Source organism: Tardiphaga sp. 619_E2_N8_4, assembly GCF_051810905.1.
GTDB lineage: Bacteria > Pseudomonadota > Alphaproteobacteria > Rhizobiales > Xanthobacteraceae > Tardiphaga > Tardiphaga robiniae.
The window spans coordinates 2,843,083-2,866,356 of record NZ_JBPWQJ010000001.1; the positions used below are offsets into that span (position 1 = coordinate 2,843,083).

The 23,274-nt window shown below is 62.8% G+C and carries 23 protein-coding genes; 15 read left to right on the forward strand and 8 right to left on the reverse strand.

Translation table 11 applies throughout. From position 1 onward, the window contains the following. The first annotated feature begins 16 nt into the window (after positions 1–16). From AB8A23_RS13585 to AB8A23_RS13605, 5 genes are read left to right on the forward strand one after another with little or no spacing between them, the layout of a single operon-like run. The gene (locus AB8A23_RS13585; protein WP_068735257.1) at positions 17–886 is read left to right on the forward strand and encodes a branched-chain amino acid ABC transporter permease; all 870 of its coding nucleotides are present in this window, start codon (positions 17–19) and stop codon (positions 884–886) included. Further along, on the forward strand, positions 883–1,830 hold the full coding sequence (locus AB8A23_RS13590; protein ID WP_439059476.1) for a branched-chain amino acid ABC transporter permease: 948 nt from the start codon (positions 883–885) through the stop codon (positions 1,828–1,830). The genes AB8A23_RS13585 and AB8A23_RS13590 overlap by 4 nt, the downstream gene beginning before the upstream one ends. Next, complete coding sequence (locus tag AB8A23_RS13595; RefSeq protein WP_439059475.1) at positions 1,827–2,570, forward strand: ABC transporter ATP-binding protein; 744 nt, start codon at positions 1,827–1,829, stop codon at positions 2,568–2,570. The genes AB8A23_RS13590 and AB8A23_RS13595 overlap by 4 nt, the downstream gene beginning before the upstream one ends. Then, positions 2,563–3,285, forward strand: a complete 723-nt coding sequence (locus AB8A23_RS13600; RefSeq protein ID WP_320445145.1) for an ABC transporter ATP-binding protein — start codon at positions 2,563–2,565, stop codon at positions 3,283–3,285. Before AB8A23_RS13595 ends, AB8A23_RS13600 begins: the two co-directional genes overlap by 8 nt. Before the next feature lie 33 nt (positions 3,286–3,318). Continuing rightward, the gene (locus tag AB8A23_RS13605) at positions 3,319–4,770 is read left to right on the forward strand and encodes an aldehyde dehydrogenase (RefSeq protein ID WP_439059474.1); all 1,452 of its coding nucleotides are present in this window, start codon (positions 3,319–3,321) and stop codon (positions 4,768–4,770) included. Between the two features lie 22 nt (positions 4,771–4,792). Here the strand turns inward: AB8A23_RS13605 and AB8A23_RS13610 are convergent, their stop codons facing one another. After that, positions 4,793–5,599, reverse strand: a complete 807-nt coding sequence (locus tag AB8A23_RS13610) for an IclR family transcriptional regulator (RefSeq protein WP_439059473.1) — start codon at positions 5,597–5,599, stop codon at positions 4,793–4,795. A 141-nt stretch (positions 5,600–5,740) separates the two neighbouring features. On the opposite strand from AB8A23_RS13610, the gene AB8A23_RS13615 reads away from it, so the two are divergent. From AB8A23_RS13615 to AB8A23_RS13645, 7 genes are read left to right on the forward strand one after another with little or no spacing between them, the layout of a single operon-like run. After that, the gene (locus tag AB8A23_RS13615; RefSeq protein WP_439059472.1) at positions 5,741–6,619 is read left to right on the forward strand and encodes an FAD binding domain-containing protein; all 879 of its coding nucleotides are present in this window, start codon (positions 5,741–5,743) and stop codon (positions 6,617–6,619) included. After that, positions 6,616–7,113 carry a (2Fe-2S)-binding protein gene (locus tag AB8A23_RS13620; protein ID WP_439059471.1) on the forward strand — a complete coding sequence of 166 codons (498 nt, stop codon included), beginning with the start codon at positions 6,616–6,618 and terminating at the stop codon, positions 7,111–7,113. Before AB8A23_RS13615 ends, AB8A23_RS13620 begins: the two co-directional genes overlap by 4 nt. Further along, positions 7,110–9,404: a xanthine dehydrogenase family protein molybdopterin-binding subunit gene (locus tag AB8A23_RS13625; RefSeq protein ID WP_439059470.1), complete on the forward strand. Its 2,295-nt coding sequence runs from the start codon at positions 7,110–7,112 to the stop codon at positions 9,402–9,404. Before AB8A23_RS13620 ends, AB8A23_RS13625 begins: the two co-directional genes overlap by 4 nt. 9 nt (positions 9,405–9,413) lie before the next feature. Continuing rightward, positions 9,414–10,418 (forward strand): amidohydrolase family protein, encoded by a 1,005-nt coding sequence (locus AB8A23_RS13630; protein WP_439059469.1) that lies wholly within the window; start codon positions 9,414–9,416, stop codon positions 10,416–10,418. A gap of 52 nt (positions 10,419–10,470) precedes the next feature. Continuing rightward, entirely contained in the window at positions 10,471–11,499 is a 1,029-nt protein-coding gene (locus AB8A23_RS13635; protein WP_120291610.1) for an ABC transporter substrate-binding protein, read from the forward strand. A gap of 34 nt (positions 11,500–11,533) precedes the next feature. Continuing rightward, positions 11,534–12,352, forward strand: a complete 819-nt coding sequence (locus AB8A23_RS13640) for an ABC transporter ATP-binding protein (RefSeq protein ID WP_439059468.1) — start codon at positions 11,534–11,536, stop codon at positions 12,350–12,352. Next, positions 12,349–13,122 carry an ABC transporter permease gene (locus tag AB8A23_RS13645; RefSeq protein ID WP_439059467.1) on the forward strand — a complete coding sequence of 258 codons (774 nt, stop codon included), beginning with the start codon at positions 12,349–12,351 and terminating at the stop codon, positions 13,120–13,122. Before AB8A23_RS13640 ends, AB8A23_RS13645 begins: the two co-directional genes overlap by 4 nt. 97 nt (positions 13,123–13,219) lie before the next feature. Here AB8A23_RS13645 and AB8A23_RS13650 read toward each other — a convergent pair whose 3' ends face one another. From AB8A23_RS13650 to hemP, 7 genes are all read right to left on the reverse strand, one after another. Then, entirely contained in the window at positions 13,220–14,593 is a 1,374-nt protein-coding gene (locus AB8A23_RS13650; RefSeq protein WP_439059466.1) for an FAD/NAD(P)-binding protein, read from the reverse strand. 36 nt (positions 14,594–14,629) lie between these two features. Next, positions 14,630–15,919 (reverse strand): amidohydrolase family protein, encoded by a 1,290-nt coding sequence (locus tag AB8A23_RS13655; RefSeq protein ID WP_439059465.1) that lies wholly within the window; start codon positions 15,917–15,919, stop codon positions 14,630–14,632. A gap of 115 nt (positions 15,920–16,034) precedes the next feature. Further along, positions 16,035–16,400 (reverse strand): response regulator, encoded by a 366-nt coding sequence (locus tag AB8A23_RS13660; protein WP_068735283.1) that lies wholly within the window; start codon positions 16,398–16,400, stop codon positions 16,035–16,037. Between the two features lie 144 nt (positions 16,401–16,544). After that, positions 16,545–17,366 (reverse strand): heme ABC transporter ATP-binding protein, encoded by an 822-nt coding sequence (locus AB8A23_RS13665; protein ID WP_439059464.1) that lies wholly within the window; start codon positions 17,364–17,366, stop codon positions 16,545–16,547. Positions 17,367–17,371: 5 nt separating this feature from the next. Then, positions 17,372–18,469 (reverse strand): FecCD family ABC transporter permease, encoded by a 1,098-nt coding sequence (locus AB8A23_RS13670; RefSeq protein ID WP_439059463.1) that lies wholly within the window; start codon positions 18,467–18,469, stop codon positions 17,372–17,374. Between the two features lies 1 nt (position 18,470). Further along, a complete protein-coding gene (locus tag AB8A23_RS13675; protein WP_439059462.1) occupies positions 18,471–19,451 on the reverse strand; it encodes a heme/hemin ABC transporter substrate-binding protein in 981 nt (326 codons plus the stop codon). Further along, positions 19,448–19,642, reverse strand: a complete 195-nt coding sequence (hemP, locus tag AB8A23_RS13680) for a hemin uptake protein HemP (protein WP_068735289.1) — start codon at positions 19,640–19,642, stop codon at positions 19,448–19,450. The genes AB8A23_RS13675 and hemP overlap by 4 nt, the downstream gene beginning before the upstream one ends. A gap of 255 nt (positions 19,643–19,897) precedes the next feature. On the opposite strand from hemP, the gene AB8A23_RS13685 reads away from it, so the two are divergent. The 3 genes from AB8A23_RS13685 to hutX all read left to right on the forward strand — a co-directional run bounded on the left by AB8A23_RS13685 (position 19,898) and on the right by hutX (position 23,270). Beyond that, on the forward strand, positions 19,898–22,279 hold the full coding sequence (locus tag AB8A23_RS13685) for a TonB-dependent hemoglobin/transferrin/lactoferrin family receptor (protein ID WP_439061186.1): 2,382 nt from the start codon (positions 19,898–19,900) through the stop codon (positions 22,277–22,279). 98 nt (positions 22,280–22,377) lie between these two features. Next, on the forward strand, positions 22,378–22,716 hold the full coding sequence (locus AB8A23_RS13690) for an antibiotic biosynthesis monooxygenase family protein (protein WP_309948377.1): 339 nt from the start codon (positions 22,378–22,380) through the stop codon (positions 22,714–22,716). 47 nt (positions 22,717–22,763) lie between these two features. Then, entirely contained in the window at positions 22,764–23,270 is a 507-nt protein-coding gene (hutX, locus tag AB8A23_RS13695; RefSeq protein WP_439059460.1) for a heme utilization cystosolic carrier protein HutX, read from the forward strand. Positions 23,271–23,274: the final 4 nt, after the last annotated feature.

The window sequence follows — 23,274 nt, forward strand, 5'->3', positions numbered from 1 at the left end:
CATCTGGTCTGACAGAATGACAAACGCGGTTCTCACCGGCCTCGTGCTGGGCGGCATGTACGCGCTGATCGCCATGGGATTGACCCTGCAATATGGCGTGGCGCGGATCATGAACCTGTCCTATGGCGAGTTCCTGATCGGCGCGGCCTTTGCGTCCTACTGGCTGTTCACCGGCTGGGCGCTCAATCCGCTCGCAGGACTGGCGTTTGTCATTCCGGTCAGTTTCGGCATCAGCTATCTCTTGTACCGCGTGTTGCTCACGCCGCTGGTGCGCCGCGCGCGCACCCGCGACGCCCTTGAGGTCGACAGCATTCTCGCCACCTTCGGCATGATGTTCATCGTGCAGGGCATCATGCTGACCATGTTTGGCGGCGCTTACTTTAGTTACTCGTTCCTCGCTGTGCCGGTGACGATCGTCGGCGAGGTGCTGGCACTGAACCGCCTGATTGCATTCGGGCTTGCGGTCGTGGTCGGCCTTGCGCTCTATCTGACGCTGACCCGCACACGGATCGGGACGTCCATCCGCGCCGTGGCCGTCGATCCCATCGCGGCACAGCTTGTTGCCATCGATGTCACCAGGACATCGGCGCTGGCCTTTGCGCTCGGCGGCGCGCTGGTGGCGTCTGCCGGCGTGCTGATCAGCATGTTTCTGACCTTTAGCGCCACCTCCGGCGTGGTGTTCACCATGAAGGCCCTGATCGTGGTCGTGATGGGCGGCGTCGGCAATTTGCTGGGCTGTCTCGTCGCCGGGCTGGCGCTGGGATTGAGCGAAGCGCTGGTGGCGACTTTCATCGATCCGGGACTCACGTTGGCCGTGAATTTCGCGCTGTTCCTCGGCGTGCTGCTGGTGAAGCCGGCTGGCATTTTCGGGAGGGCGCAGCGATGAGCCGTACCCAAATGACCACCGGTGCGATCTGTCTCGCAGCCGTGGTTGCGCTCGCATTCGTCCCGATGATTGTCGATGCCTATCACCTCGCGCTCGCGATCAGTCTCCTGCAATTCACGGTACTGGCGACGGCATGGGGCATGTTTTCAGGCCCGACGCGCTATGTCTCGCTGGCCACCACAGCCTTCTTCGGTGTCGGCGCATACACCGTCGCCGTTCTGGGCGAACAATTGCCGTGGTCGCTGGTGCTGCTGATTGCGGCCGTGATCGGCGCGGTCATGGCCGTCATCGTCGGCCTGTCGACGCTGCGGCTGAGCGGCGTGCATTTCGTCATCTTCACCTTCGGCCTCGCCGAGCTCGTGCGCCAGATCGTGGTCTGGTACGAGGTCAACAAGACCCGTGTGCTCGGGCGTTATGTCTTTGTCGATATCACCCAGAACGACATTTACTGGCAGCTGCTGGCGCTTGCCGTCATCGTGTTCGGTACCGGCTGGCTGATTGCCCGCTCGCGCTTCGGCTTCGCACTGCGCATCATCGGCGAAGACGAGGCTGTGGCGCGGCATTGCGGCATCAATGTCACCATCGCCAAGGTCGCGCTGTTCACCATCACGGCCACCTTCATGACGCTGGTCGGTGCGATCATGGCGCCGCGCTTCACCTATATCGAGCCATCGATCGCCTTCAACGCCACCATCTCCTTCGAAGTGGTGATCATGGCACTGCTTGGCGGCGCCCACCGCCTGTGGGGGCCGGCGCTCGGCGCCATTCCGCTGACGCTGCTGTTCGACTTCCTGTCCGCACGCTTCCCCAGCACATCGACCTTGATCATGGGCGTGGTGTTCCTCCTGATCGTCTATGCGCTGCCATCAGGCGTGGTCGGCCTCTGGGAGAAGTTGAAAGCCTGGCGACCCACGGCGTCGAAGATGCGGGGAGCGCAGGCATGACCCCCAGTGCAATGCCGGTGCTTCGCATCGAAGGCCTGACCCGCGCCTTTGGCGGTCTCATCGCCGTCAACGGCATCGACCTCACTGTCCATGCTGGCGAGATCGTCGGCCTTCTCGGTCCCAACGGCTCGGGCAAAACGACGGCGCTCAACCTGATATCCGGCGTGCTGTCGCCGAATGCCGGCGTGATCGCCTTCGCTGGCCACGACATCGCGGGCTGGCCGACCCATCGCATCGCGCGTCTCGGTCTGGCACGCACCTTCCAATTGGTCCGCGTGCTCGACGGCATGACCTGCGGGGAGAATGTGGAGGCCGGGCTGGCCTTTCATCATACGCCGCTTGCACGCGACGCGATGGCGGCCGCTGCGGCCGGCCTGCTCGCGCGGGTCGGTCTCGCCGGATTTGGCAGACGGCCCGCATCGGAGCTCACTTACATCGATCGCAAGCGGCTCGAACTGGCACGCGCGCTGGCGCTGCAGCCGCGCCTGCTGCTGCTCGACGAATGGCTCGCCGGTCTGAACCCGTCCGAATTGCTGATCGGGATCGAGCTGATCCGATCGCTCAAACAGGAGGGGCTGTCGATCCTGCTGGTCGAGCACGTGATGGATGCGATCCGTTCGCTCTGCGATCGCTGCGTGGTCATGAGCAGCGGCCGCAAGATTGCAGAAGGGCCTGTAGCTGCTGTGCTGAGCGACCCCGCGGTGATCGAAGCCTATCTGGGAGTGCCGGCGGATGCTTGAGGTCTCCAACATCAGCGTCACCTATGGCCAGCATCACGCGCTGAGCGATGCGGCGCTCCATGTGGAGCGCGGCGAGATCATCGTCATTCTCGGCGCCAATGGCGCCGGCAAGTCGTCGTTGCTCAAGGCCATTGCCGGTTTGCTGCCGTCACCAGCCAAGATCGTCAAACTCGCCGGTCGTGATCTGTCCCGCCTGCCGCCTCATGAGATCGTGGAAGCCGGACTCGCGCTGGTACCGGAAGGGCGCGGCGTGTTCGGAGAGTTGACCGTGGCCGAAAATCTGTTGCTCGGCGCCAATCCAAGGCGTGCGCGGGCGGTCGAGGCAACGCAGCGTGCCAAGGTGATGACGCTGTTTCCTCGGCTCGGCGAACGCCTGGCGCAGACGGTGCGCACCATGAGCGGCGGCGAGCAGCAGATGGTGGCAATCGGCCGCGCGCTGATGTCGAACCCGGACATTCTTCTGCTCGACGAGCCGTCGCTCGGCCTGTCGCCACTGCTGGTCCGCGAATTGTTCGCCGCCTTGCGCAAGGTGCGCGAGACGGGTGTCGGGCTGTTGCTGGTCGAGCAGAACGCGCGCGAGAGTCTCGCCATCGCGGATCGCGGCTATCTGATCGAGAACGGTAAAATCACCGGCAGCGGCACCGCTGCAGCCCTGCAATCCGACGACGCCGTGCGCCGCGCCTATCTTGGTGGGCTTGCCAGCGGCGCTGCCTGAGCATTTCAAAAACAGTCAACGGAGGACGTCGCCATGAACCAGATCAATCTGCTGCTCGAGAACCAGGATGTGCAGGCCATCGACGGCGCGACATTCGATCGTCTCAATCCGATGACCGGCGATATCGCCTCGCGCGCCGCGGCAGCCCAAATCGCCGATGCCAAGCGCGCTGCCGATGCTGCCGCCGCTGCTTTCCCTGCGTGGTCGGCGACCGGCCCGGGCGCACGCCGCGCCGTCCTGCTGAAGGCGGCTGATATCCTTGCCAGCAAGGCGCCTGATTTCATTGCCTTGATGGCGTCGGAAACCGGCGCGACTGCCGGCTGGGCCGGCTTCAATGTTCATCTCGCCTCCAACATGCTGCGCGAAGCGGCATCGATGACGACGCAGATTTCCGGCGAGGTGATCCCGTCCGACAAGCCCGGCTGTATCTCGATGGCGATCCGCCAGCCCGCGGGTGTTGTGCTCAGCATCGCGCCGTGGAATGCGCCGGTCATCCTCGGCGTACGTGCGGTCGCGCTGCCGCTGGCCTGCGGCAATACAGTAATCCTGAAGGCATCGGAAATCTGCCCGGGCACACATCGGTTGATCGGCGAGTGCCTGCGCGAGGCCGGTCTGCCGCCTGGCGTACTTAATGTGATCACCAACGCGCCGGAAGATGCGCCCGCGCTGATCGACGCACTGATCTCGCATCCCGCCGTGCGCCGGATCAACTTTACCGGTTCGACCCGCGTCGGCCGCATCATCGCAGAGACCGCCGCCAAATATCTCAAGCCAGTGCTGCTTGAACTCGGCGGCAAGGCGCCGCTGGTGGTGCTCGACGATGCTGATCTCGATGCAGCAGTGGCGGCCGCGGCCTTTGGAGCATTCATGAACCAGGGGCAGATCTGCATGTCCACCGAGCGGCTTGTTGTCGATCAGAAGATCGCCGACACCTTCGTGGCTAAGCTCGCGGCCAAGGCGGGTAGCCTAGTCGCCGGCGATCCGCGCAAGGGCGATACACCGCTCGGTTCACTGATCGGCAAGGATGCCGCGGATCGCATGCAGGCACTGATCAAGGACGCCGTGGGCAAGGGTGCCCGTGTTGTGGCGGGTGGCAGCGTCGATGGCACGCTGATGTCGGCTACAGTACTCGATCACGTTACCTCGACGATGCGGATCTACAATGAGGAGTCATTCGGGCCGATCGTGAGTGTCGTGCGCGTCGATGGCGTGGACGAAGCCGTGCGCGTTGCCAACGATACCGAATACGGACTATCGGCAGCGGTGTTCGGCCGCGATATCGCCCGCGCGCTGGATGTCGCCAAGCGGATCGAGTCTGGAATCTGCCACATTAACGGCGCGACCGTGCATGACGAAGCGCAGATGCCGTTCGGTGGGGTGAAGGCGTCGGGCTACGGTCGGTTCGGCGGCAAAGCCGGCATTGCCGAATTCACGGAACTGCGATGGATCACCATCGAGACCGGTCCGCAGCACTATCCGATCTGATCGTGTCCGTTACACGCGGCCGTCAGAAGCTGACGGCAGCGTAGGCCTTGCTGATATCTGCGGCTGCGTGCTGCAGATGCTCGCGCAACCTGATCTGGCTGGCTTTCGGCGTGCGGAATGCCGGCGTTACGAAAGAGATTGCGGCGATCACGCCACCGGAATCGCGGACGGGAACGGAGACGGCATAAACATGCGGTGTGATTTCCGCGCGCGACTCCGACCATCCCTGCTCGCGGATCACGGCGAGCTCGCGCACCAGTAGCCTGCGATGTGGTGCGAAGCCGGGATCGCGCCGAACGGCGTCGTCGAGGATTGTCTCGCATTCAGCTTCAGGCATGTGCGCGAGCAGCATTTTCGGTCCGGCGCCACGGTGCAGCGGCAAGGCCGTTCCGACCTCGAAGGTCAGGCGAATGCGTGATGACGATTCTGCGCGCTCGATACATACGGCGCGATCGGCCGAGCGGCGCAGCAAGATAATGGTTTCTCCGACTTCCTGAGAGACGCGCTTCATGAAGGGGCGCGCAATGGAGGCAAGGTCGGTGCCGGCGCGGGCCGCCTGCGCAAGGCCGATGACGCGCGGCGCGAGCACGAACGAGCCGCGGCCGTCTTCGTCGATGAGATCGGCTTCGCGCAAGATGCCAATGTACCGATAGGTCGACGACAGTGGCACCCCGATCTGTTCAGACAGGCTTTCCGCGGAATGCCGCGGGCGATCGGTGGAGAAGGCCAGCAGGGCGCGAAGTATCTTTCGCGAACTGCCATCCGCAGCAGGAGGACGGTCCGTCTGGTCGACGCGTTTCGACGCAGTTGCGGCTCTCTTGATGGCCAACGGAACCTCCATTCGGTAATGCTTGCCAATGGAAACGGCAGCAAGTGGATATCATTTGCGCACCAACAAACATTGCCGTGCGCGTGCCTTCTTATAAGATAAGATAGTGTTCTCAGCAATTGAGAAGTAGCAAATCAGCCCATGAAGCTTCCGCCGCTGGACTATATTTGCCCTGCTACGCTGATCGAGGCGATTGCCGCGCTCGCGGTTCATGGTGGCAATGCCAAGGTGATCGCGGGTGGGCAGAGCCTGATGCCGATGCTTGCTTTCCGGCTGGCGGCGCCAGGCGTGCTGGTCGATATCGGACGGCTGCCGGATCTCAAAAGTATCAGTATTTCCGCTGAGGGCATCGACATTGGCGCCCTGGTGACCTGGCGCGACATCGAGCGCGATGCGCAGCTCGCACAGGCGCATCCGCTGCTGGCGGCGGCCATCGCCCATGTCGCACATTACCAGGTTCGTAACCGCGGTACCGTCGGCGGCAGTATGGCCCATGCCGATCCGGCCGCCGAAATGCCGGGTATTGCGGTGACCTGCGACGCGATGCTGACGATCGTCGGACCGACCGGGACCCGCATCGTGCGCGCAGATGAATTCATCACCGGCGGCCTCAGCACGGTTCTGGGGGCCGACGAAATCTTGACCAGCATACGTCTGCCGCTCTGGAAGAAGGCGCGGCGCTGGGCCTTCGAGGAATTCGCACGCCGCCGCGGAGATTTTGCGCTGGCGGGTGTTGCCGCATTCTACGACATCGACGCGCAGGGCCTGACGTACAGCGCGCATGTGGGGGTCATCGGCGTTGCCGATCGTCCGATGCGGCTGCCCGGTGTCGAGGCCATCCTCGATGGCCGTCGGATCAATGCCGACGTGATCTTACGGGCCGCAGCTGCTGCGCGGGACGCGGTCGATCCCGCCGATGATATCCACGCGGAAGCCGCCTATCGCCGCGATCTTCTCGGCGTGTTGCTGGAGCGGGCGCTGGCGCGCGCAGCCAATATCACTCTGCCGGAGGCCGCATGACGTCGGCCCGTCCCGTCCATTTCACCGTCAACGGTGCCGCGACGACCGTTACCGTCGAGCCTCGCACCACGCTGGCGGATGCGCTGCGTAACGAGCTGCACCTGACCGGCACGCATCTGGGCTGCGAGCACGGTGTCTGCGGTGCCTGCACGGTCATCGTCGATGGTGCCGCCGTACGCGGCTGCCTGATGCTGGCGGCGCAGGCAGAAGGGCGAGAGATAACCACCGTCGAGGGTCTTGGCAGCGCCGCGCATCTCAGTGCGTTGCAGCTTGCGTTCCGCAAGCATCACGCTTTGCAGTGTGGCTTCTGCACCGCCGGTATCCTCACGACGGCCCATGCATTGCTGACCGATGAGCCGCATGCGGACGAGGACCGCATCCGCGAGGTGATTTCCGGAAACCTATGTCGCTGCACCGGTTATCTGCCGATGATCGCGGCGATCATGGAAGCTCGCATTGCCTATAGCGACGTGCAATGCGAGGCGGCGCAATGAGCGATATCGCCAAACTCTTGGTCGGCAGCGCGGTCGAGCGCATGGAGGATGCGCGCTTCCTGTCGGGATCCGGCAATTTCGCTGACGATCTCGCCGTCGAGGGGATGCTGCATGCCGCGATCCTGCGCAGCCCGATCGCGCATGCACGGATCGTGTCCATCGACGCATCGGCTGCGTTGGCCATGCCGGGCATTCACGCCGTGTTCACGGCCTGCGACGTTGATGGCGATATTCCCGTCATCCCGCTTCGCCTGGCGCCGCTGCCCGAATTCGAGCCATTCCGCCAGCCCGTCATCGCCCGTGACAAGGTGCGTTATGTCGGCGAGCCCATCGCTATTGTCGTCGCCGACAGCCGCGCTTTGGCCGAGGATGCGCTGGAGACGATCGGCATCGAATTTGAAGCACTGTCCGCCGTCACTGAGCGCGGCGCAAGTGAAACCCCGCTGTTCGACTTCGCCGAAGATAACGTTGCGTTGCGCTACGATGCCGGTTTTGGCGATGCCGATGCGGCCTTCGCGGCGGCGGACTATGTGCGCACCGAGCGCTTCAGCGTGCAGCGCCACACGGCGCTGCCGATGGAGACGCGGGGCCTCCTCGCAGAATGGAATTCATCGGCGGGTCGACTCGTCGTCACAGGCGCGACAAAGGTCACGTTCTATAACCGCCGCGCGCTGGCGCAGATGCTGGGCCTTCGCGAGGATGATATCGACCTGATCGAGATCGATGTGGGCGGCGGCTTCGGCGTACGCGGCGAATTCTATCCCGAGGATTTCCTGATCCCCTTCGCTGCCCGCAAACTGGCACGCCCGGTCAAATGGATCGAGGATCGCCGCGAACATCTGATGGCGATCAATCACTCACGCGACATCGCTTGCGAATTGTCGCTCGCCTGCCGCAGCGACGGAATGATGCTGGGTTTGCGCGGCCGGGTATTCGCCGATATGGGCGCCTATATCCGCACCAATGGCGGCGTGGTGCCGGCCAAGGCGGCGCAGTTTCTGCCCGGCCCCTATCGCATCCCCCATGTCAGCGTGTCGGTCGAAGCTTTCATGACCAGCAAGACGCCGGTCGGCACCTATCGCGGGCCGGGCCGCTTCGAGGCGAATTTCTTTCGCGAGCGGCTGATCGACATGGCTGCGACCGATCTCGGCATCGACATCGCCGAATTCCGGCGCAAGAACCTGATCACCGAACAGGAATTGCCTTATCCGATCGATGGGCTCGTGCCCTATGAGGGGCCGACATCCTACGACACCGGCGACTATGTCGAGGTGTTCGAGCGTGCCTTGAAAGAGATCGGCTGGCACGAGAAACGTCATCTGCAGGGTAAATTGGTTGATGGCGTACGTCATGGCATTGGGCTCGGCTGTTTCGTCGAAAGCGGCGGTGCCGGCCCGAAGGAAAACGCAGCGCTTACCCTTGAAAAGGATGGCTCGCTGACGGTGGCAGTCGGCTCATCCGTGCTGGGGCAGGGATTGGAGACGGTGCTCGGCCAGATCGCGTCGGATACGCTGTCGATCCCGTTCGATCGCATCCGTGTGCTGCATGGCTCGACCACGCTGCTCGATGAGGGCTTTGGCACCTATCATTCGCGTGCGGTGGTGATGGGCGGTTCGGCCGTGCTCGATGCTGCCACCCGGCTGCGCGAGAAGATCCTGCAGCAGGCGTCCAATCACCTGGGTAGACCGAACAGCGAGTTGAAGATCGTTAATGCGAATGTCATCGCTGACAATGGCACATCCGTGTCATTCGCGACGCTCGCAGCCGGGCGCGAATTGCAGGCAGACGGCACATTCTCCAACGATGTGCGCACCTACAGCTACGGCACCCATGCGGCGCATGTCACCGTCGACCCGCGCACGGGCGCGGTGAAAGTTCTCGATTACATCGCGGTCGAAGATGTCGGTCGCGCCATCAATCCGGCCATCGTGCACGGACAGGCGATCGGCGCCATCGTGCAGGGACTGGGTGGCGTTTTCCTCGATCATCTGATCTATGACGAGCAGGGACAGCTCTTGAACGCCTCTCTGGCCGATTATCTGGTGCCGACCGCGAGCGACTTTCCGGTGCTGCGGGCGGTGACGCTGGAGCTGCGGCCGTCACCGAGCAACCCGCTGGGTGCAAAGGGCGCGGGCGAGGGCGGTATCGTTGCTGTGGCCGCAGCGACGGCCAATGCGGTGGCGGCAGCGCTGGCGCCGCTCAATGTCGAGATTCATCACCTGCCGCTGACGCCGCCGCGTCTGTGGCGCCTCATCAAGGACGCGCGCGAGCGCGCGAGCAACGCTGCATAGGGACCGATTGTGCCGATCGATATCCACGCCCATTATGTGCCGCCGCAGCTGCTGTCCGCGATCGATGGCCGCGGCGCCTATTGCGGCGTGAGGCTGCTGCCAGCCGGGAATGGCAAGCCGCCGGCCCTCGGCTTCGATTATGGTTTCAGGGTTCGGCCGTTCTTCCCGCAACTGGTCGAGCCGGTTGAACAACGCCGTGCCAGCCTCGACCGCCAGGGTCTCGACCGGCAGCTCGTCGCCACATGGCCTGATATCTACGGCTACGGTCTGGCGAAAGATGCCTGCGCGCATTGGCACCGCATGCTCAACGATACGCTGGGCGAGTGGTGCCATACGAACAATGACCGCTTTTCCTTTGTCGCATCGGTGCCTTTAGCCGACGCCACCGATGCCGCGGCTGAACTCGATCGCGCCGTTGGCCTTGGCGCTGTTGCGGTCATGGTCCCGGCCAATGTTGAAGGCGTCAATATCGGCGAGAAGCCGCTCGATCCGTTCTGGGCCAAGGCGGAAGCGTTGGGACTGCCAGTCATCCTGCATCCCGTGCTGGTGGATGCTGCGCCGCGTGCCGCGAAATTCGCGCTGACGCAGATCGCGCAATACACATTCGACACCACGCTCGGCATTGGTTCGATCATCCTCTCGGGTGTGCTCGATCGCTTCCCGGCGCTCTCGATCGTCCTCAGCCATGGCGGCGGCACATTTCCTTATCTGCTGGGTCGCTTCGATGTGATGCATGCGCGGATGGATCGCGCGGGGCAGGGCGATGTCGCGCAATGCGACCCGTCGGTCTACGCATCGCGCATCGGCTATGACAGCATCGTGCATGCGCCGAAAGCGTTGCGTTTCCTCGCCGATACCGTGGGCATCGAACGTGTGGCGCTCGGTACTGACGAGTCCTTCCCGCCGGCGGATCGCGATCCCCTCGCCAGCGTCAAGGCTGCGGGCTTTTCCGCTGCCGATATCGAACTGATTACCGAAACCAATCCGAGGCGTCTGTTTCCACGCTTGCCCTGAGCTGCGGTGCGTTCTGCCGTATCATCTTCATGCGAGATAAAGAGGACCGATCATGCTGAAACGTCTGCTTGTTGCCGCCGGTGTTGCGATGTCGATGCTGGGTCTTGCGAACGCCCAGGAGATGAAGACGGTCAAGGTGGGGACGACCAATCTGTCGTCGGATATCGGCCTATTCCTCGCTGAGAAGCGCGGCTACTTCAAGGAAGAGGGTGTCAAGGTTGAACTGATACCGTTCGACTCCGGCGCCAAGATGGTTGCGCCGCTCGGCGCAGGCGATCTCGACGCATCGGCAGGCGCGGCCTCCGCCGGGCTCTATAATGCTGTCAATCGCGGTCTCAAGCTGAAGATGGTGGCGGACAAGGGCACCAATATCGCCGGTTACAGCTACAAGGCGCTGATGGTGCGCAAGGATCTGATCGAGTCAGGTGCGTTCAAGTCGCTTGCGGATCTCAAGGGCAAGAAGGTCGCGATCATCGCCAATGGCGCGGCCGATGAGTCGGTCATCAATCAGGCGCTGAAAAAGGCCGGTTTGAAGGACGAGGATATCGAAAAGGTCTTCCTTCCGTTCCCGCAGCATCTCACCGCCTTCGCCAACAAGGCGATCGACGCGGCGATTTCGGCGGAGCCGGGCGTGACGGCGATGGTGCGCAACAATGTCGCTGTGCGCTTCACCGGCCTCGACGATTTCTATCCAGTGCAACAGACGGCGATGCTGCTGATCAATGGCAAGTTCGCCGAGGACCGCAAGACGGTCACGGCGTTTCTCAAGGCCTATCTGCGCGGGGTGCGCGCCTATGCCGCGACCCTCAAGGACGGCAAGATCGCGGGTCCCGGCGCCGAGGACATGATCAAGGACATTGCCGAGATGACGGGCATCAAGGACACGGCGCTGCTGCATCAGATCGTGCCGGTGTTCATCGATCCCGACGGTCAGATCAATCTTCCCAGCGTCGAGACCGATCTTGCCTATTTCAAGTCGCGCGGGCTGGTCACCAGCGACATCGAGGCCGCCAAGGTCGTCGACATGTCCTATGTCGATGCACTGAAGCCAGTCCTGGGGCCGTTCGCACGGCCCAAGTGAAACGGTGAAGAGAAGTGTGGCGATGACGGTGCAGATGTCGACAGCAGCAATCGGGGACAGCGGGCCAGCGCCCGCGCCGAAGATCAGCCTGCGCGACGTCACCAAGCGTCACGATGCACGGCTGGCGCTGGACCGGATCACGCTCGATATCCCGACCAGCACCTTTTTCGTGGTGGTCGGCCCGAGCGGCTGCGGCAAGACGACCTTGCTGCGCATGCTTGCCGGGCTGGATGCGCCATCGGAGGGCCGGATCGACATCGCCAATCCGCAGCCCGGCCATCCGCAGAATTCCATGGTGTTCCAGGGGGACTCGTTGTTTCCCTGGATGACCGTCTGGGACAACGCCGCCTATGGCCTGACGATGCGCAATGTCCCGAAGGTGCGCATCGACGATGTGGTCGGGCATTATCTGAACAAGACCGGCATGTATGGCGCGCGGACGCTCTATCCGCATCAGCTCTCCGGCGGCATGCGCCAGCGCGTCTCCATCGCGCGCGCCTTTGCCAACGATCCCGACATTCTCTTGATGGACGAGCCGTTCTCGGCGCTCGACGAGCAGAACAAGACATTGCTGCACGAAGAGCTGTTGCGGATCTGGGAAGAGACCCGCAAGACCGTGGTCTTCATCACCCACAGTGTCGATGAAGCCGTGACGCTCGGTGATCGCATCATGGTGATGACTGCCGGGCCCGGCCGTATCAAGACCATCGTGCCGGTCGACTTGCCGCGGCCACGCAATGTCGTCGAGCTCAGGCACACGCCGGCCTATGGCGAACTGGTCTACGATATCTGGGCGCAGCTGCGTGAAGAGGTCGATCGCGCGCGCAGCCGCGAGCCGGGGAGCAAGGCATGAGCGCGGCCCGCACCGGCGCACTGTGGAGCGAGCGCGCCATCAGCATCCTCTCGCCGCTGGTGCTACTGGGCCTGTGGGAAATCTGCGCCCGCACGGGCATCGTGGATGTCAGGTTCTTTCCGGCGCCCTCTAACATCATTGGGCATCTGTTCGAACTCGCTTCCTCCGGCGCGCTGTGGCGTCATGTGGGAGCCAGCCTCTATCGCCTCGCTGCCGGTTTTGTCGTCGGCTGCGTGCCGGCCATCGTGATCGGAATCGCTATCGGCCTCTATCGGCCGATACGTGCGGCCTTCGATCCCCTGATCTCCGCGACCTATCCAATTCCGAAGAGCTCCCTGCTGCCGCTGATCCTGCTGATCTTCGGTCTCGGTGAAAGCTCGAAGATCGCCATGGTCGCGATCGGCGTGTTCTATCCGGTGGTCATCAACACGGCGGCCGGCGTGCGACAGATCGCACCGATCTTCCTCGATGTCGGCCGCAATTTTGGCGCCAGCCGCTTCAACATGTTTCGTACCGTGGCGCTGCCCGGCGCATTGCCGTTGATCATGACCGGCATCAAGCTCGGTGCCGGCATGGGCCTAGTGCTGATCGCCATCGCCGAGATGGTCGGCGCCAAGCAGGGGCTCGGTTACATGATCTGGAATGCGTGGGAGCTGTTCGACGTACAGACCATGTATGTCGGCCTGTTCGTCATCGCGATCATCGGCTTCGTGATGAATGCCGGCTTCGACGCACTGGAGCGGGCCATCGTGCCGTGGCGGAAGGGCTGAGCCGGTAGGATGGGTAGAGCGAAAGGCGCGAAGCGCCGGAGCGAAACCCATCGACTTCTTGCGCGTGAGTGATGGGTTTCGCTGCGCTCTACCCATCCTACGACGCAGTTGACGGCGAATTCTCCAGCGCATCTCTAATCGCCAGCAACTGCCGCCGAATATTGGATGCCGCAGTCACTTCCCAGAACGCGCCGCGCGTCGCCGGGCCGATGGCATAGAAGCCGGGCTGAACATGACCGGCGCTGTCACGCAGCTCGCAGGTTGGGGCGACATCGAGGCCGAGGCCGTTGAAGCCGGTCCGCACTTGCCCGGTTTCGAGCAGCGACTTGATGAGCGGATCGCCCAGGCGATCATAACGCTCTTCCGGGCCGGTACAGTTCAGGATCCAGTTGGTGGCGAGGTTGACCGTCTCGCCGTGTCCGCGCTTGCGGATAGTGACGTCATGTCCTGATGGTGTCGCAACTGCGCTGGTGATGCGACCTGCGATCACATCGAGTCGTTTATCGCGTTGCAACTGCTCCAGCAGTTCGGCGACGTCCGGTGCCAGCCGATGCCGGTGCACCATCCAGATTGCGCGCAGATGCCGCGCGAAGCGGGCACGTTCGGCCTCAGAGGCGTTCCTGTAGAGTTCACCGATGGACAATCGAAACGTGTCGACCATCGTCTGCCATGGAATGCCCGCCGCAACCTTGCGGCGGGTGTCCTTGAGCAATGCCGCCAGAAGGCCGCGGGCGGTGGGCACCGGGAATGAGTTCATCGGATCGGGATCGGTCTGCGCCGGGACGTCGATCAGCGGCAGCAATCCGCGCCGCGAGACCATCGTGATGGGCGCGCGCATGCCGCGATGGACGAGATCGATCACCATATCGACCGCCGTGGCGCCGGTGCCGATGACCAGTACGCGATCGTCCTTGCCGATCGGTTCGAGCGCGCCCGGCGCCCAGACATTGGTGATCGAGCGCGGCGACGCCTCGATGCCGGGAAATGGCGACGGCGGCTGGTTGCCAAGACAGAGGAACACCAGATCGGCGTCGATGGTCGCACCCGATGCTGTCGCAACGCGATAACCATCGCCCTGCCGCGTCACACTCAGAGCCACATCCTGCCGCGGTGTTACGCGTCCGCTGCCCGTCAATTCGTTGAACTTCGTCGAGATGTAGTCGCCATAGACCCGGCGAGGCACGAAGGAGGTTGAATAGTCCGGCCAGTCCGCCTGGCCGGTCTCCGTTAGCCATTCGACGAAGCCGTTATCTTCGGCGCCGAGTCCGCCCATCTTTGAGGCTGGGACGTTGATACGGTGCCACTTCGCTTTCGCGGAATAGGCGAGCCCGCGCCCGAACGCGCCGCCGCGATCCAGCACGGTGATCGGCCCGATCTGCGGCAGCCTGGCCAGAATGATGCCGGCGAATGCGCCGGCCACGCCGCCGCCGATAACGGCAACGCGCAGGGATTTGGGGGAAGATGATGTCATGCTACCGGACGATGCGAGGAAAGGATGTCGAAGATATCAGGTCGGCGGCGCGTAGGCGGCCGGATCGACCGATGCCGGGCGGCCGTCGAGTGCGAGCCGGCCGATCCGCGCGGGCGTTTCGGCGATCACCTTGCCGCGGCGCACGACCGCAAGCCGCGTCGCCTTCAGCCGGATCGCCTCGATGGGATCGCGCGCCTGCAGCAGCACGAGGTCGCCATTGCAGCCGACATCGAAGCCGTAGCCATCGAGGCCCATGATCTTTGCCGGATTGGTGGTGACGGTATCGAAGCAGAAGCGCATGGCGTCGCGGCTGGTCATCTGCCCGACATGCAGGCCCATATGCGCGACTTCGAGCATGTCCGCCGAGCCCAGCGAATACCACGGGTCCATGCAGCAGTCCTGGCCGAAGGCCACGTTAATGCCGTAGGGCCGCATCTCCGGCACGCGGGTCTGGCCGCGGCGCTTGGGGTAACTGTCGTGGCGCCCCTGCAGCACGATGTTGATCAGCGGGTTGGCGATCGCAGCGACGCCGGCCTCCGCGATCAGCGGCAGCAGCTTCGAGACGTAGTAGTTGTCCATCGAATGCATCGAGGTCAGATGCGAGCCGGCGACGCGACCCTGCAATCCCAGCCGCTGGGTCTCGTAAGCCAGCGTTTCGATGTGGCGCGAGAGCGGATCGTCGCTTTCATCGCAATGCATGTCGACGCGCAGTCCGCGCGTGGCGGCGATCTCGCAGAGTGCTTTCACCGACGCGGCGCCATCGGCCATGGTCTGCTCGAAATGCGGAATGCCGCCGACAATGCTGACGCCCTTGTCGAGGGCACGGGCGAGATTTTGAGCAGCCGTCGGCGAGCGGAAATAGCCGTCCTGCGGGAACGCGACCAGTTCGAGGTCGAGATAGGGCGCGACCTGCTTCTGGACGTCGAGCAGCGCATCGACAGCGAGCAGCCGGTCGTCGCAGATATCCACATGGGTACGCACCGCGAGCAGGCCCTGTGCCACCGCGAGATCGCAATAGCGCAACGCACGTTCGACCAGTGCCTCATAGGTGAGGTGTGGCTTCAACTCGCCCCACAGCGCAATGCCCTCGAGCAGGGTGCCGGACACATTCAGGCGCGGCAGGCCCAGCGATAGCGTTGCATCCATATGGAAGTGGATGTCGACGAATGGCGGCGAGACCAGATGCCCGGCGGCATCGATCACACGTCCGGCCTCTCCCGCCAGATTGGGCTGCACCGCGACGATACGGCCCGATTCAATGGCGATATCCTGGCCCGTGCGGCCGTCGGGAAGCGTGGCGTTGCGAATGAGGAGGTCGAACGGCATGAAACCCTTGCTGCTGCAGGTGTGGTCGCCGAATTATCGGCGTTGCGCTGCAGCAATGCAAGACGGTCCCACGTGGGCGGCATCCGCCGGTCCGCGCGGACCGATTTGACCTGTATCAGTGAAACGATTGTTGTGCGGCGCGGAGCAGATCGATCGGGCTCCATGGCTTGGCCATGAACAATGTGCCGTCGGGCAGCCGACGCACGCGAGGCGCACCTGAGGTCACGATCACATGCATATCGGGGAATCGTTGCTTGGCGAGATAAGCGAGCTCGATGCCGTCCATCATGCCCGCGAGTTCCACGTCCGTGAAGACCATCGCAACATTGTCACCGGATTCCTCCAGCACCAGCACGGCGGCCTCCGCGCTTTCGCATTCGATGACGTTCATCTCGCTCTCTTCGAGCAGCAGGCTGACCAGTGTGCGTTGTGCTTCGTCGTTCTCGACCACCAGCGCTGTCGACCTGTGTGCATAACCCATGGGGGAGCCTCCGTGGTTTGGTTGCGACAGGAGGGCAATGCGTGAGTTCATCAGGGGTTCAGATAAAAGTGAGTTCCCGTGAGCAACAATGTTACTCACGCAAATTACATGCCTGCGCAGGATGATGTGCCGGCAGAACTGCAGTTAACCCGCTACGGAAGTTGAGTTTGCAATCTGTTGCATCATCTGCGGCAGCAGATAGGGCGCGCCATCGTCCGTTCGTGCAACGACGACGTCGATATCGAACACGCGGCGGATCACATCGCTCGTGATCGTTTCCGCAGGCGTTCCTTCCGCTGCAACGGCACCGTTGCGCATTACGATGATGCGATCCGCAAACCGAACCGCGAGATTGAGATCGTGCAGCACTGCGATCACGGCCGTGCTGTTGCGCGCACGCTGCCGCGAAATTTCGACGAGTTCGATCTGATGGCGCAGATCGAGCGATGATGTCGGCTCGTCGAGCAGCAGGATGCCTGGACCATGGGCCGCTTCGCCGCAGGCGAGCTGTACGAGGATGCGCGCGAAATGCGCGCGCTGTTGCTCGCCGCCTGACAGCGTTGGTAATTCGCGATGACGGAAGTCACCAAGGCCCACTTCATCGATGGCGGCATCGACCAGCGCTTGCGCAGAAGCCAGCGGCAGGTTGCCCCGACCCATCTGCACGACTTCCTCGACCGTGAATGGAAAGCTCACACTGACATGTTGCGACAGCATCGCGCGCCGCATCGCCAGTTCGGCGGGCGACCAGGCGTGGAGGTCGCGGCCTTTGAGCGTGATGGCGCCGCGCGACGCGCGCAGATCGGCCGACAGCAGGCGCAGCAGCGTCGACTTGCCGGCGCCGTTGGGACCGACGATGGCGACCATCTCGCCGCTGGTGATGGCGAGATCGACATGATTGAGCAGCGTGGCCTGGCCGATGGTCAGCGAGATGCCGGATGCTGTGAGGACGGGTGTGTCGGCCATTGACGTCACAGCCCCACCAGTCCGCGCTGACGTAGCAGGATCAGCAGGAATATCGGCGCGCCCACGGCGGCAGTCAGGATACCGATGGGCATCTCGGCCGGCGCCACGATGGTGCGGGCGAGCGTATCGGCGCCGACCAGCAGGCTCGCGCCGAGACCGACGGATGCCGGCAGCAACAACCGATGACCCGGTCCGATCATCAGCCGCAGTAGGTGCGGCACGACGATGCCGACGAAGCCGATCACGCCGCACACCGAAACCGCTGCGCCGGTCATAACGGAGATCAGCACGATGCAGATGCGCTTGAGGCGCTCCACATCGACGCCGGAATGGAAGGCCTCGGACTCACCGAGGATCAGCACGTCGAGGCCGCGGCTGGTGAACAGCATCCCGATCAAGCCTAGCGCTAGCATAGGTGCAATCGTCGCCGCTTTGCTCCAGGTCGCGCCGCTGAGCGAGCCGAGCAGCCAGAATGTGATGTCGCGCAATTGTCGGTCGTCGGCGATGAACACCAAAAGGCCGATGCCCGCATTGGCGATCGCAGCAATGGCGATGCCGGCAAGCAGGAACAGCGCGATGGAGGTGCGTCCGCTGCGGCTGGAAATTCGATAAAGAATAATGGTGGTGAGTAGCGAGCCGATGAAGGCGGCTAACGGCAATAGAAAAGGCTGCAGAAAAGCAACGTAATGCGCAAAGCGGCTGTCGCTGATGACGATGGCGCCCGCTGCAGCAAATGCCCCGCCGCTGGAGACGCCGACCAGCGCCGGATCGGCGAGCGGATTGCGAAACAGGCCCTGCATGATCGCGCCGGCGGCGCCCAGCATACCGCCGATCATGGCGGCGATGGCAATGCGCGGAATCCGGATCGACCACAGGATCAGCTGATCGCGTGCGGCAAATGGATTGGCGGGATCGGCGGCCGCGAGGCCAAGTGCTGCGGGCAGGCGGGACAGTGGGATGCCGGCGGCACCCACGGTGGCGGCAAGCAGCACCGTCAGCAGCAGTGCCGCGAGCAGGCCGCACAGCACGATAACGGTGGCAGGGCGACGCACCCGACCCGTCGTTCTGACAAACGCAGTCAGCTTGGCGTCGGCAGCGCTCATCTTATTGGCGGCAGTTGACGGCGAGCGAGACGGGCTTGAACGAGGCTGCGTCAGCGGTCAGTGCCGGATCGAGTTTCACGGCAAGGTCGCGCGCGGCGGCGGCCGTGCGAGGGCCGAAGCCGAGCAGATAGAGGCCGTCCATGGCGACCAGATTCTTGGTCTTCGCGGCCGGCGTCAGTGCGAATGCCGGGCTGGCAAACACGGTGTCGGCCTGCAGCGTATCTTTGCCGCGCTCCATCGAGAGCACGGTATCCGGCTTGGCTGCGGCGATCGCTTCATCGCTCATGATCTTGTAGCCGTCGAAACTGTCCGCGACATTCACACCGCCGGCCAGCTTGATGATTTCGTTGGCTGCCGTCTTCTGGCCTGCGACCATGGCGCGGCCATCGAGGAAGGACATCACGAACATCACCCGTGGCGGGGTCTTCACCTTGGCGCGCAATTCACGCAGCGCGGCAAGATCGCCGGCCACGGCATTGGCGAGACATTCGCCGTGTGCCTCGACGCCCGCGACCTTGGCGACCAACCGGATCTTCTCCACCATGCCCGCTTCGGTGAACGTATCCGGCACCATGATGAGCGGAATCTTGGCGGCGTCGATGACGTCGATGGTTTCCTTCGGGCCGGAGCCCGCGATGGCGAGCACCAGTTGCGGATTCAGCCCCAGCACGCCTTCCGCAGAGAGCTGGCGCATGTAACCGACATTGGGTTTGTCGGCCATGGCCTTCGGTGGATACAGGCTGGTCGTATCGACGGCGACGATGCGATCGTCAGCGCCGAGAGCATAAAGAATTTCGGTCACCGCGCCGCCGATTGAGACGATGCGGGTCGGATGACCGATTGTGACGTCGCGTCCGCGCGCGTCGCGCACGACGGCGTCTTCCGCCGCGGCCGCGGCGGACAATGCCAGCGTGCTGGCAAGCGCTACACATTGCAGCGCACGTGCGATGCGATGACGTCGAACGGGGAGACCGGCGGTCATTTGGTGAGGATCAGCTTGTTCTGGAACGTCAGGCGCAGGCGATAAGTCTCGTCGCCATGCGTAATCAGCAACTCACGCTGATCCGCGAACAGCTCCTTGCTGTCCATCCGGTCGCCATTTATGACCACATTGCGTCCGGCTGAGGATTTGGCGTGAGCGGCAGCGCTGCCGTCGTGAGAACCCGTATCCATAGCGCCGATCTATCCCATCCGTAAAAGTCTCTGTCATCGTTATAGGTTTTGTCGCACCTCATCGCCAAGCACTGCAGTCTATAATCAGTATAAACAGGGCGGGGATTGCTTGACCCCCCCGTTAATGAACCGTAATCGAAAATGGCAACTTGGTGGCAGGGGTCCCCGAGTCGCATTCGAGAGCCAGCAAGCTCACTGCCTCGTGCAGCGCCAGCCAGCCACGATCCGTTGAAATTTGTGTTTGGGGATTAGGCTATGGCTCTTGGGGGCATGACTACGCGCGCCTTGTTGTTGGGTGTGTCGATCGTATCAATGGGGGCGTTGGTCTCCGAGACCGCCTTGGCACAGGCCGCCGCGCAGGCAGGCGACGTGCAGCCGCAAAAGCCGAAACCCGCCAAGAAAAAGCGTGCTGCTGCCAAGCCGGCGGCCGTGCCGGCGCAGGTAGCAAACGCCAATGCGCAGGCCAGCCGCACCGGGCAGTCACTCGATGAAATCACGGTGACGGCTTCGAAGACCCAGGAGCGCGCCATCGATGCGCTGGCTCCGGTCAGCGTCGTGACGCAGGAACAGATCCAGCTGCAGCAGCCGAGCCGGCTGAGCCAGCTCTTCTACAATGTTCCTGGTGTCTGGATGCAGGATCGTGGCGATGATCCGTCCACGGCGATTAATATCCGCGGCTTGCAGGACTTCGGCCGTGTCGCCGTTGTGGTCGATGGTGCGCGCCAGAACTATCAGCGCTCCGGTCACAATGCGAATGGCTCGTTCTTTCTGGATCCCGAACTGATCGGCGGCATCGATATCACCCGCGGTCCGACTGCCAATATTTACGGCTCCGGTGCCATCGGCGGCGTGGCCTCGTTCCGCACCAAGGACATCAATGACGTCCTGCGACCCGGCGAGCGCTGGGGCGTGGATATGAGCGGCTCCTACGGCTCCAACAACAATCGCGGTCTCGGCTCCGTGTTCGGCGGCGTGCGTGTCGACCCGACGGTCGATGTGTTCGGCGGTGCGGTCTATCGCACCCAGGGCAACTACAAGGATGGCGCCGGTACCGAGATCGGCAATACAGGCAACGACATCGCTGCGGGCCTGATGAAAGTTACGGTTCGCCCGGCCGACGGCCATGAGGTGAAGTTCGGCGGCCTGTTCCAGGACTACAGCTACACGATTGGTCAGTTGAATCGTGGTCCAACTACAACGCCGGCCTTGATCGCTCTGAATCAGGGCTCGTCCGTCTATGCCTCCAATGCAAAGAACTATACCGGTACGGTGACGTGGAAATACGCGCGTCCAGAGGACATGCTGTTCGATTTCAACGTCTCGCTTTACGGCAATCGCGTCGACAACGACCAGACCAAGACCTACCACTATTCGACGGCCGGCACCGCGCTCTGCGGTGCTGGTAGTGCCGGTAACAACATTTCTGGTTGCGTTGGCGATCAGCGCGGCTACTTGCTGGATACGTTCGGCGTCGACGTCAACAACACGTCTCGCTTCAATATCGGTGAGTGGCGCAATGCTGTGACCTATGGCTTCGACGTCTTCAACGACAAGGTGAAAACATTCGACTCGCGCGGAAACTCCAACATCACCACGCCGAGCGGCGAGCGCACAGTCTCCGGCGGCTTCGTCCAGCTAAAGACCAACTATTCGAGTTGGCTCGAAGTCATAGGCGCGCTGCGTTATGACCACTATGAGCTCAATTCAAGCGGGACAGCCGTGGGTGTTAACAATGTTTCATCCAGCGGTGACCGCCTGTCGCCCAAGATCACACTCGGCGTGACGCCGGTAGCGGGCTTTACGCCCTATGTGAGCTATGCGGAGGGTTATCGTGCACCATCCATCAGTGAAACGCTCATTGCAGGTGGCCACGCTTCCGGCGGCGGACCGACTTTCGTCACCTGTGCTGATGGTACCGCTGGCCTGTTCTGCTTCTTGCCGAACCCGAACCTCCGGGCAGAAGTCGGCAAGAACAAGGAAGTCGGCATCAATCTGAAATACAATGACGTCTTTACGTCTGGCGACAGCTTCCGCGCCAAGTTTAACTTCTTCCGCAACGACGTTGATGACTACATCGACCTCGTCGCCTCTACGCCAGTTCTCGTCAACTATGTATTCATGGGGCGTCCTGGCACCATCCTCAACAGCAACTTCTATCAGTACCAAAACATTGCCAATGCGAAGATCGAAGGCTTCGAGGCCGAGACGGCCTATGACGCGGGTCTTTGGTTCCTGGGCGTCGGCGCGACGGTTCAAAGCGGCAAGAACACCCAGACCAATGTTGGTCTGGCGACAATCCAGCCGCGCAAGGTCACGACCACCGGTGGCGTCCGCCTGCTCGATCGCAAGCTGACAATCTCGGCTCAGTGGGCTTCGGTCGCGGCCAATACCGACCTTCCGGCCGGATACGTGCCATCGACCTCCTACGATCTCGTCAATCTCTACGTCGCCTATCAACCGACGCGGGACATCACCTTGAATTTCGGGGTCGACAATATCCTGAACCAGTATTACCGCCCCTATGCTATTCCCGGGTCGACCAGCGATGGCACAACGCAGAACGACGCGTTGTGGACTGCCCCTGGTCCGGGCATCGTTTACAAGGGCGGCATCAAGGTGCATTTCGGCGGCGCATAATCGCCATCTGCATCCACCAGCCTCCAAGGAATCGCGCTCATGTCCGGGCGCGATTTCGGTTATGATAGGTTCTCGACGTCACGAAAGGAAAGACATCCATGTTCATCGCCATGAACCGCTTTCAGGTCAAAACCGGATCCGAAGCCGCATTCGAAAACATCTGGGCGACCCGCGAATCCTATCTCTCGGAATTGCCGGGCTTCATCGAGTTCAGCCTGCTGAAGGGGTCGGTGGCCGAGGATCACACGCTGTATTCGTCGCATACGGTCTGGGCCAGCAAGGCAGACTTCGAGGGCTGGACCAAGTCCGAGCAGTTCCGCAAGGCGCATGCCCGCGCTGACAACAAGTCGGAAGGCGCCAGCCTCTATCTCGGTCACCCCAAGTTCGAGGGTTTCGAGGTGATCCAGTCCGAGCGCCGCAAGAGCGCTGCGGCCTGATCGCAGGCACTGCGTCTCACATCAATGATCGATCACGGAGCCATCTCATGCTGAATACGGATCTCGTCGCGCTGAAGACTTATATGGCGGAGAATCCCGGCGCCGTGATCGAGACCGTTGCGCGTGAGCGGGGCGTCACGCCGCGTGCGGTGCTGGAAGCGCTGCCCGAGGGGATGGTGACCATCGGCGGCGGCGCTGATGCGTTCGTCACGGCGATGACGGATATCGCCGAATGGGGCGAGGTGACGCTGATCGTGCATACCGAGGACGGCATCTTCGAGACCACCGCACCGCTGTCGCCGGGCGCCATTGGCCACGGCTACTATAATCTGACGCAGCCCAAGGGGTTGCATGGCCATCTGCGTCATGAGCGCTGCGGCGGCGTGGCTTTCGTCGAGCGCCCCTTCATGGGCAAGTCGTCGGCCTTCGTCGCATTCCTCAATGTCGATGGCGGCGTGATGTTCAAGGTCTTCGTGGGCCGCGACGAGACCCGCGCGCTGAAGCAGGATCAGCTTGAGCGTTTCCGCGCGCTGGCTGGAAAGCTCGCTGCTTAAGGCG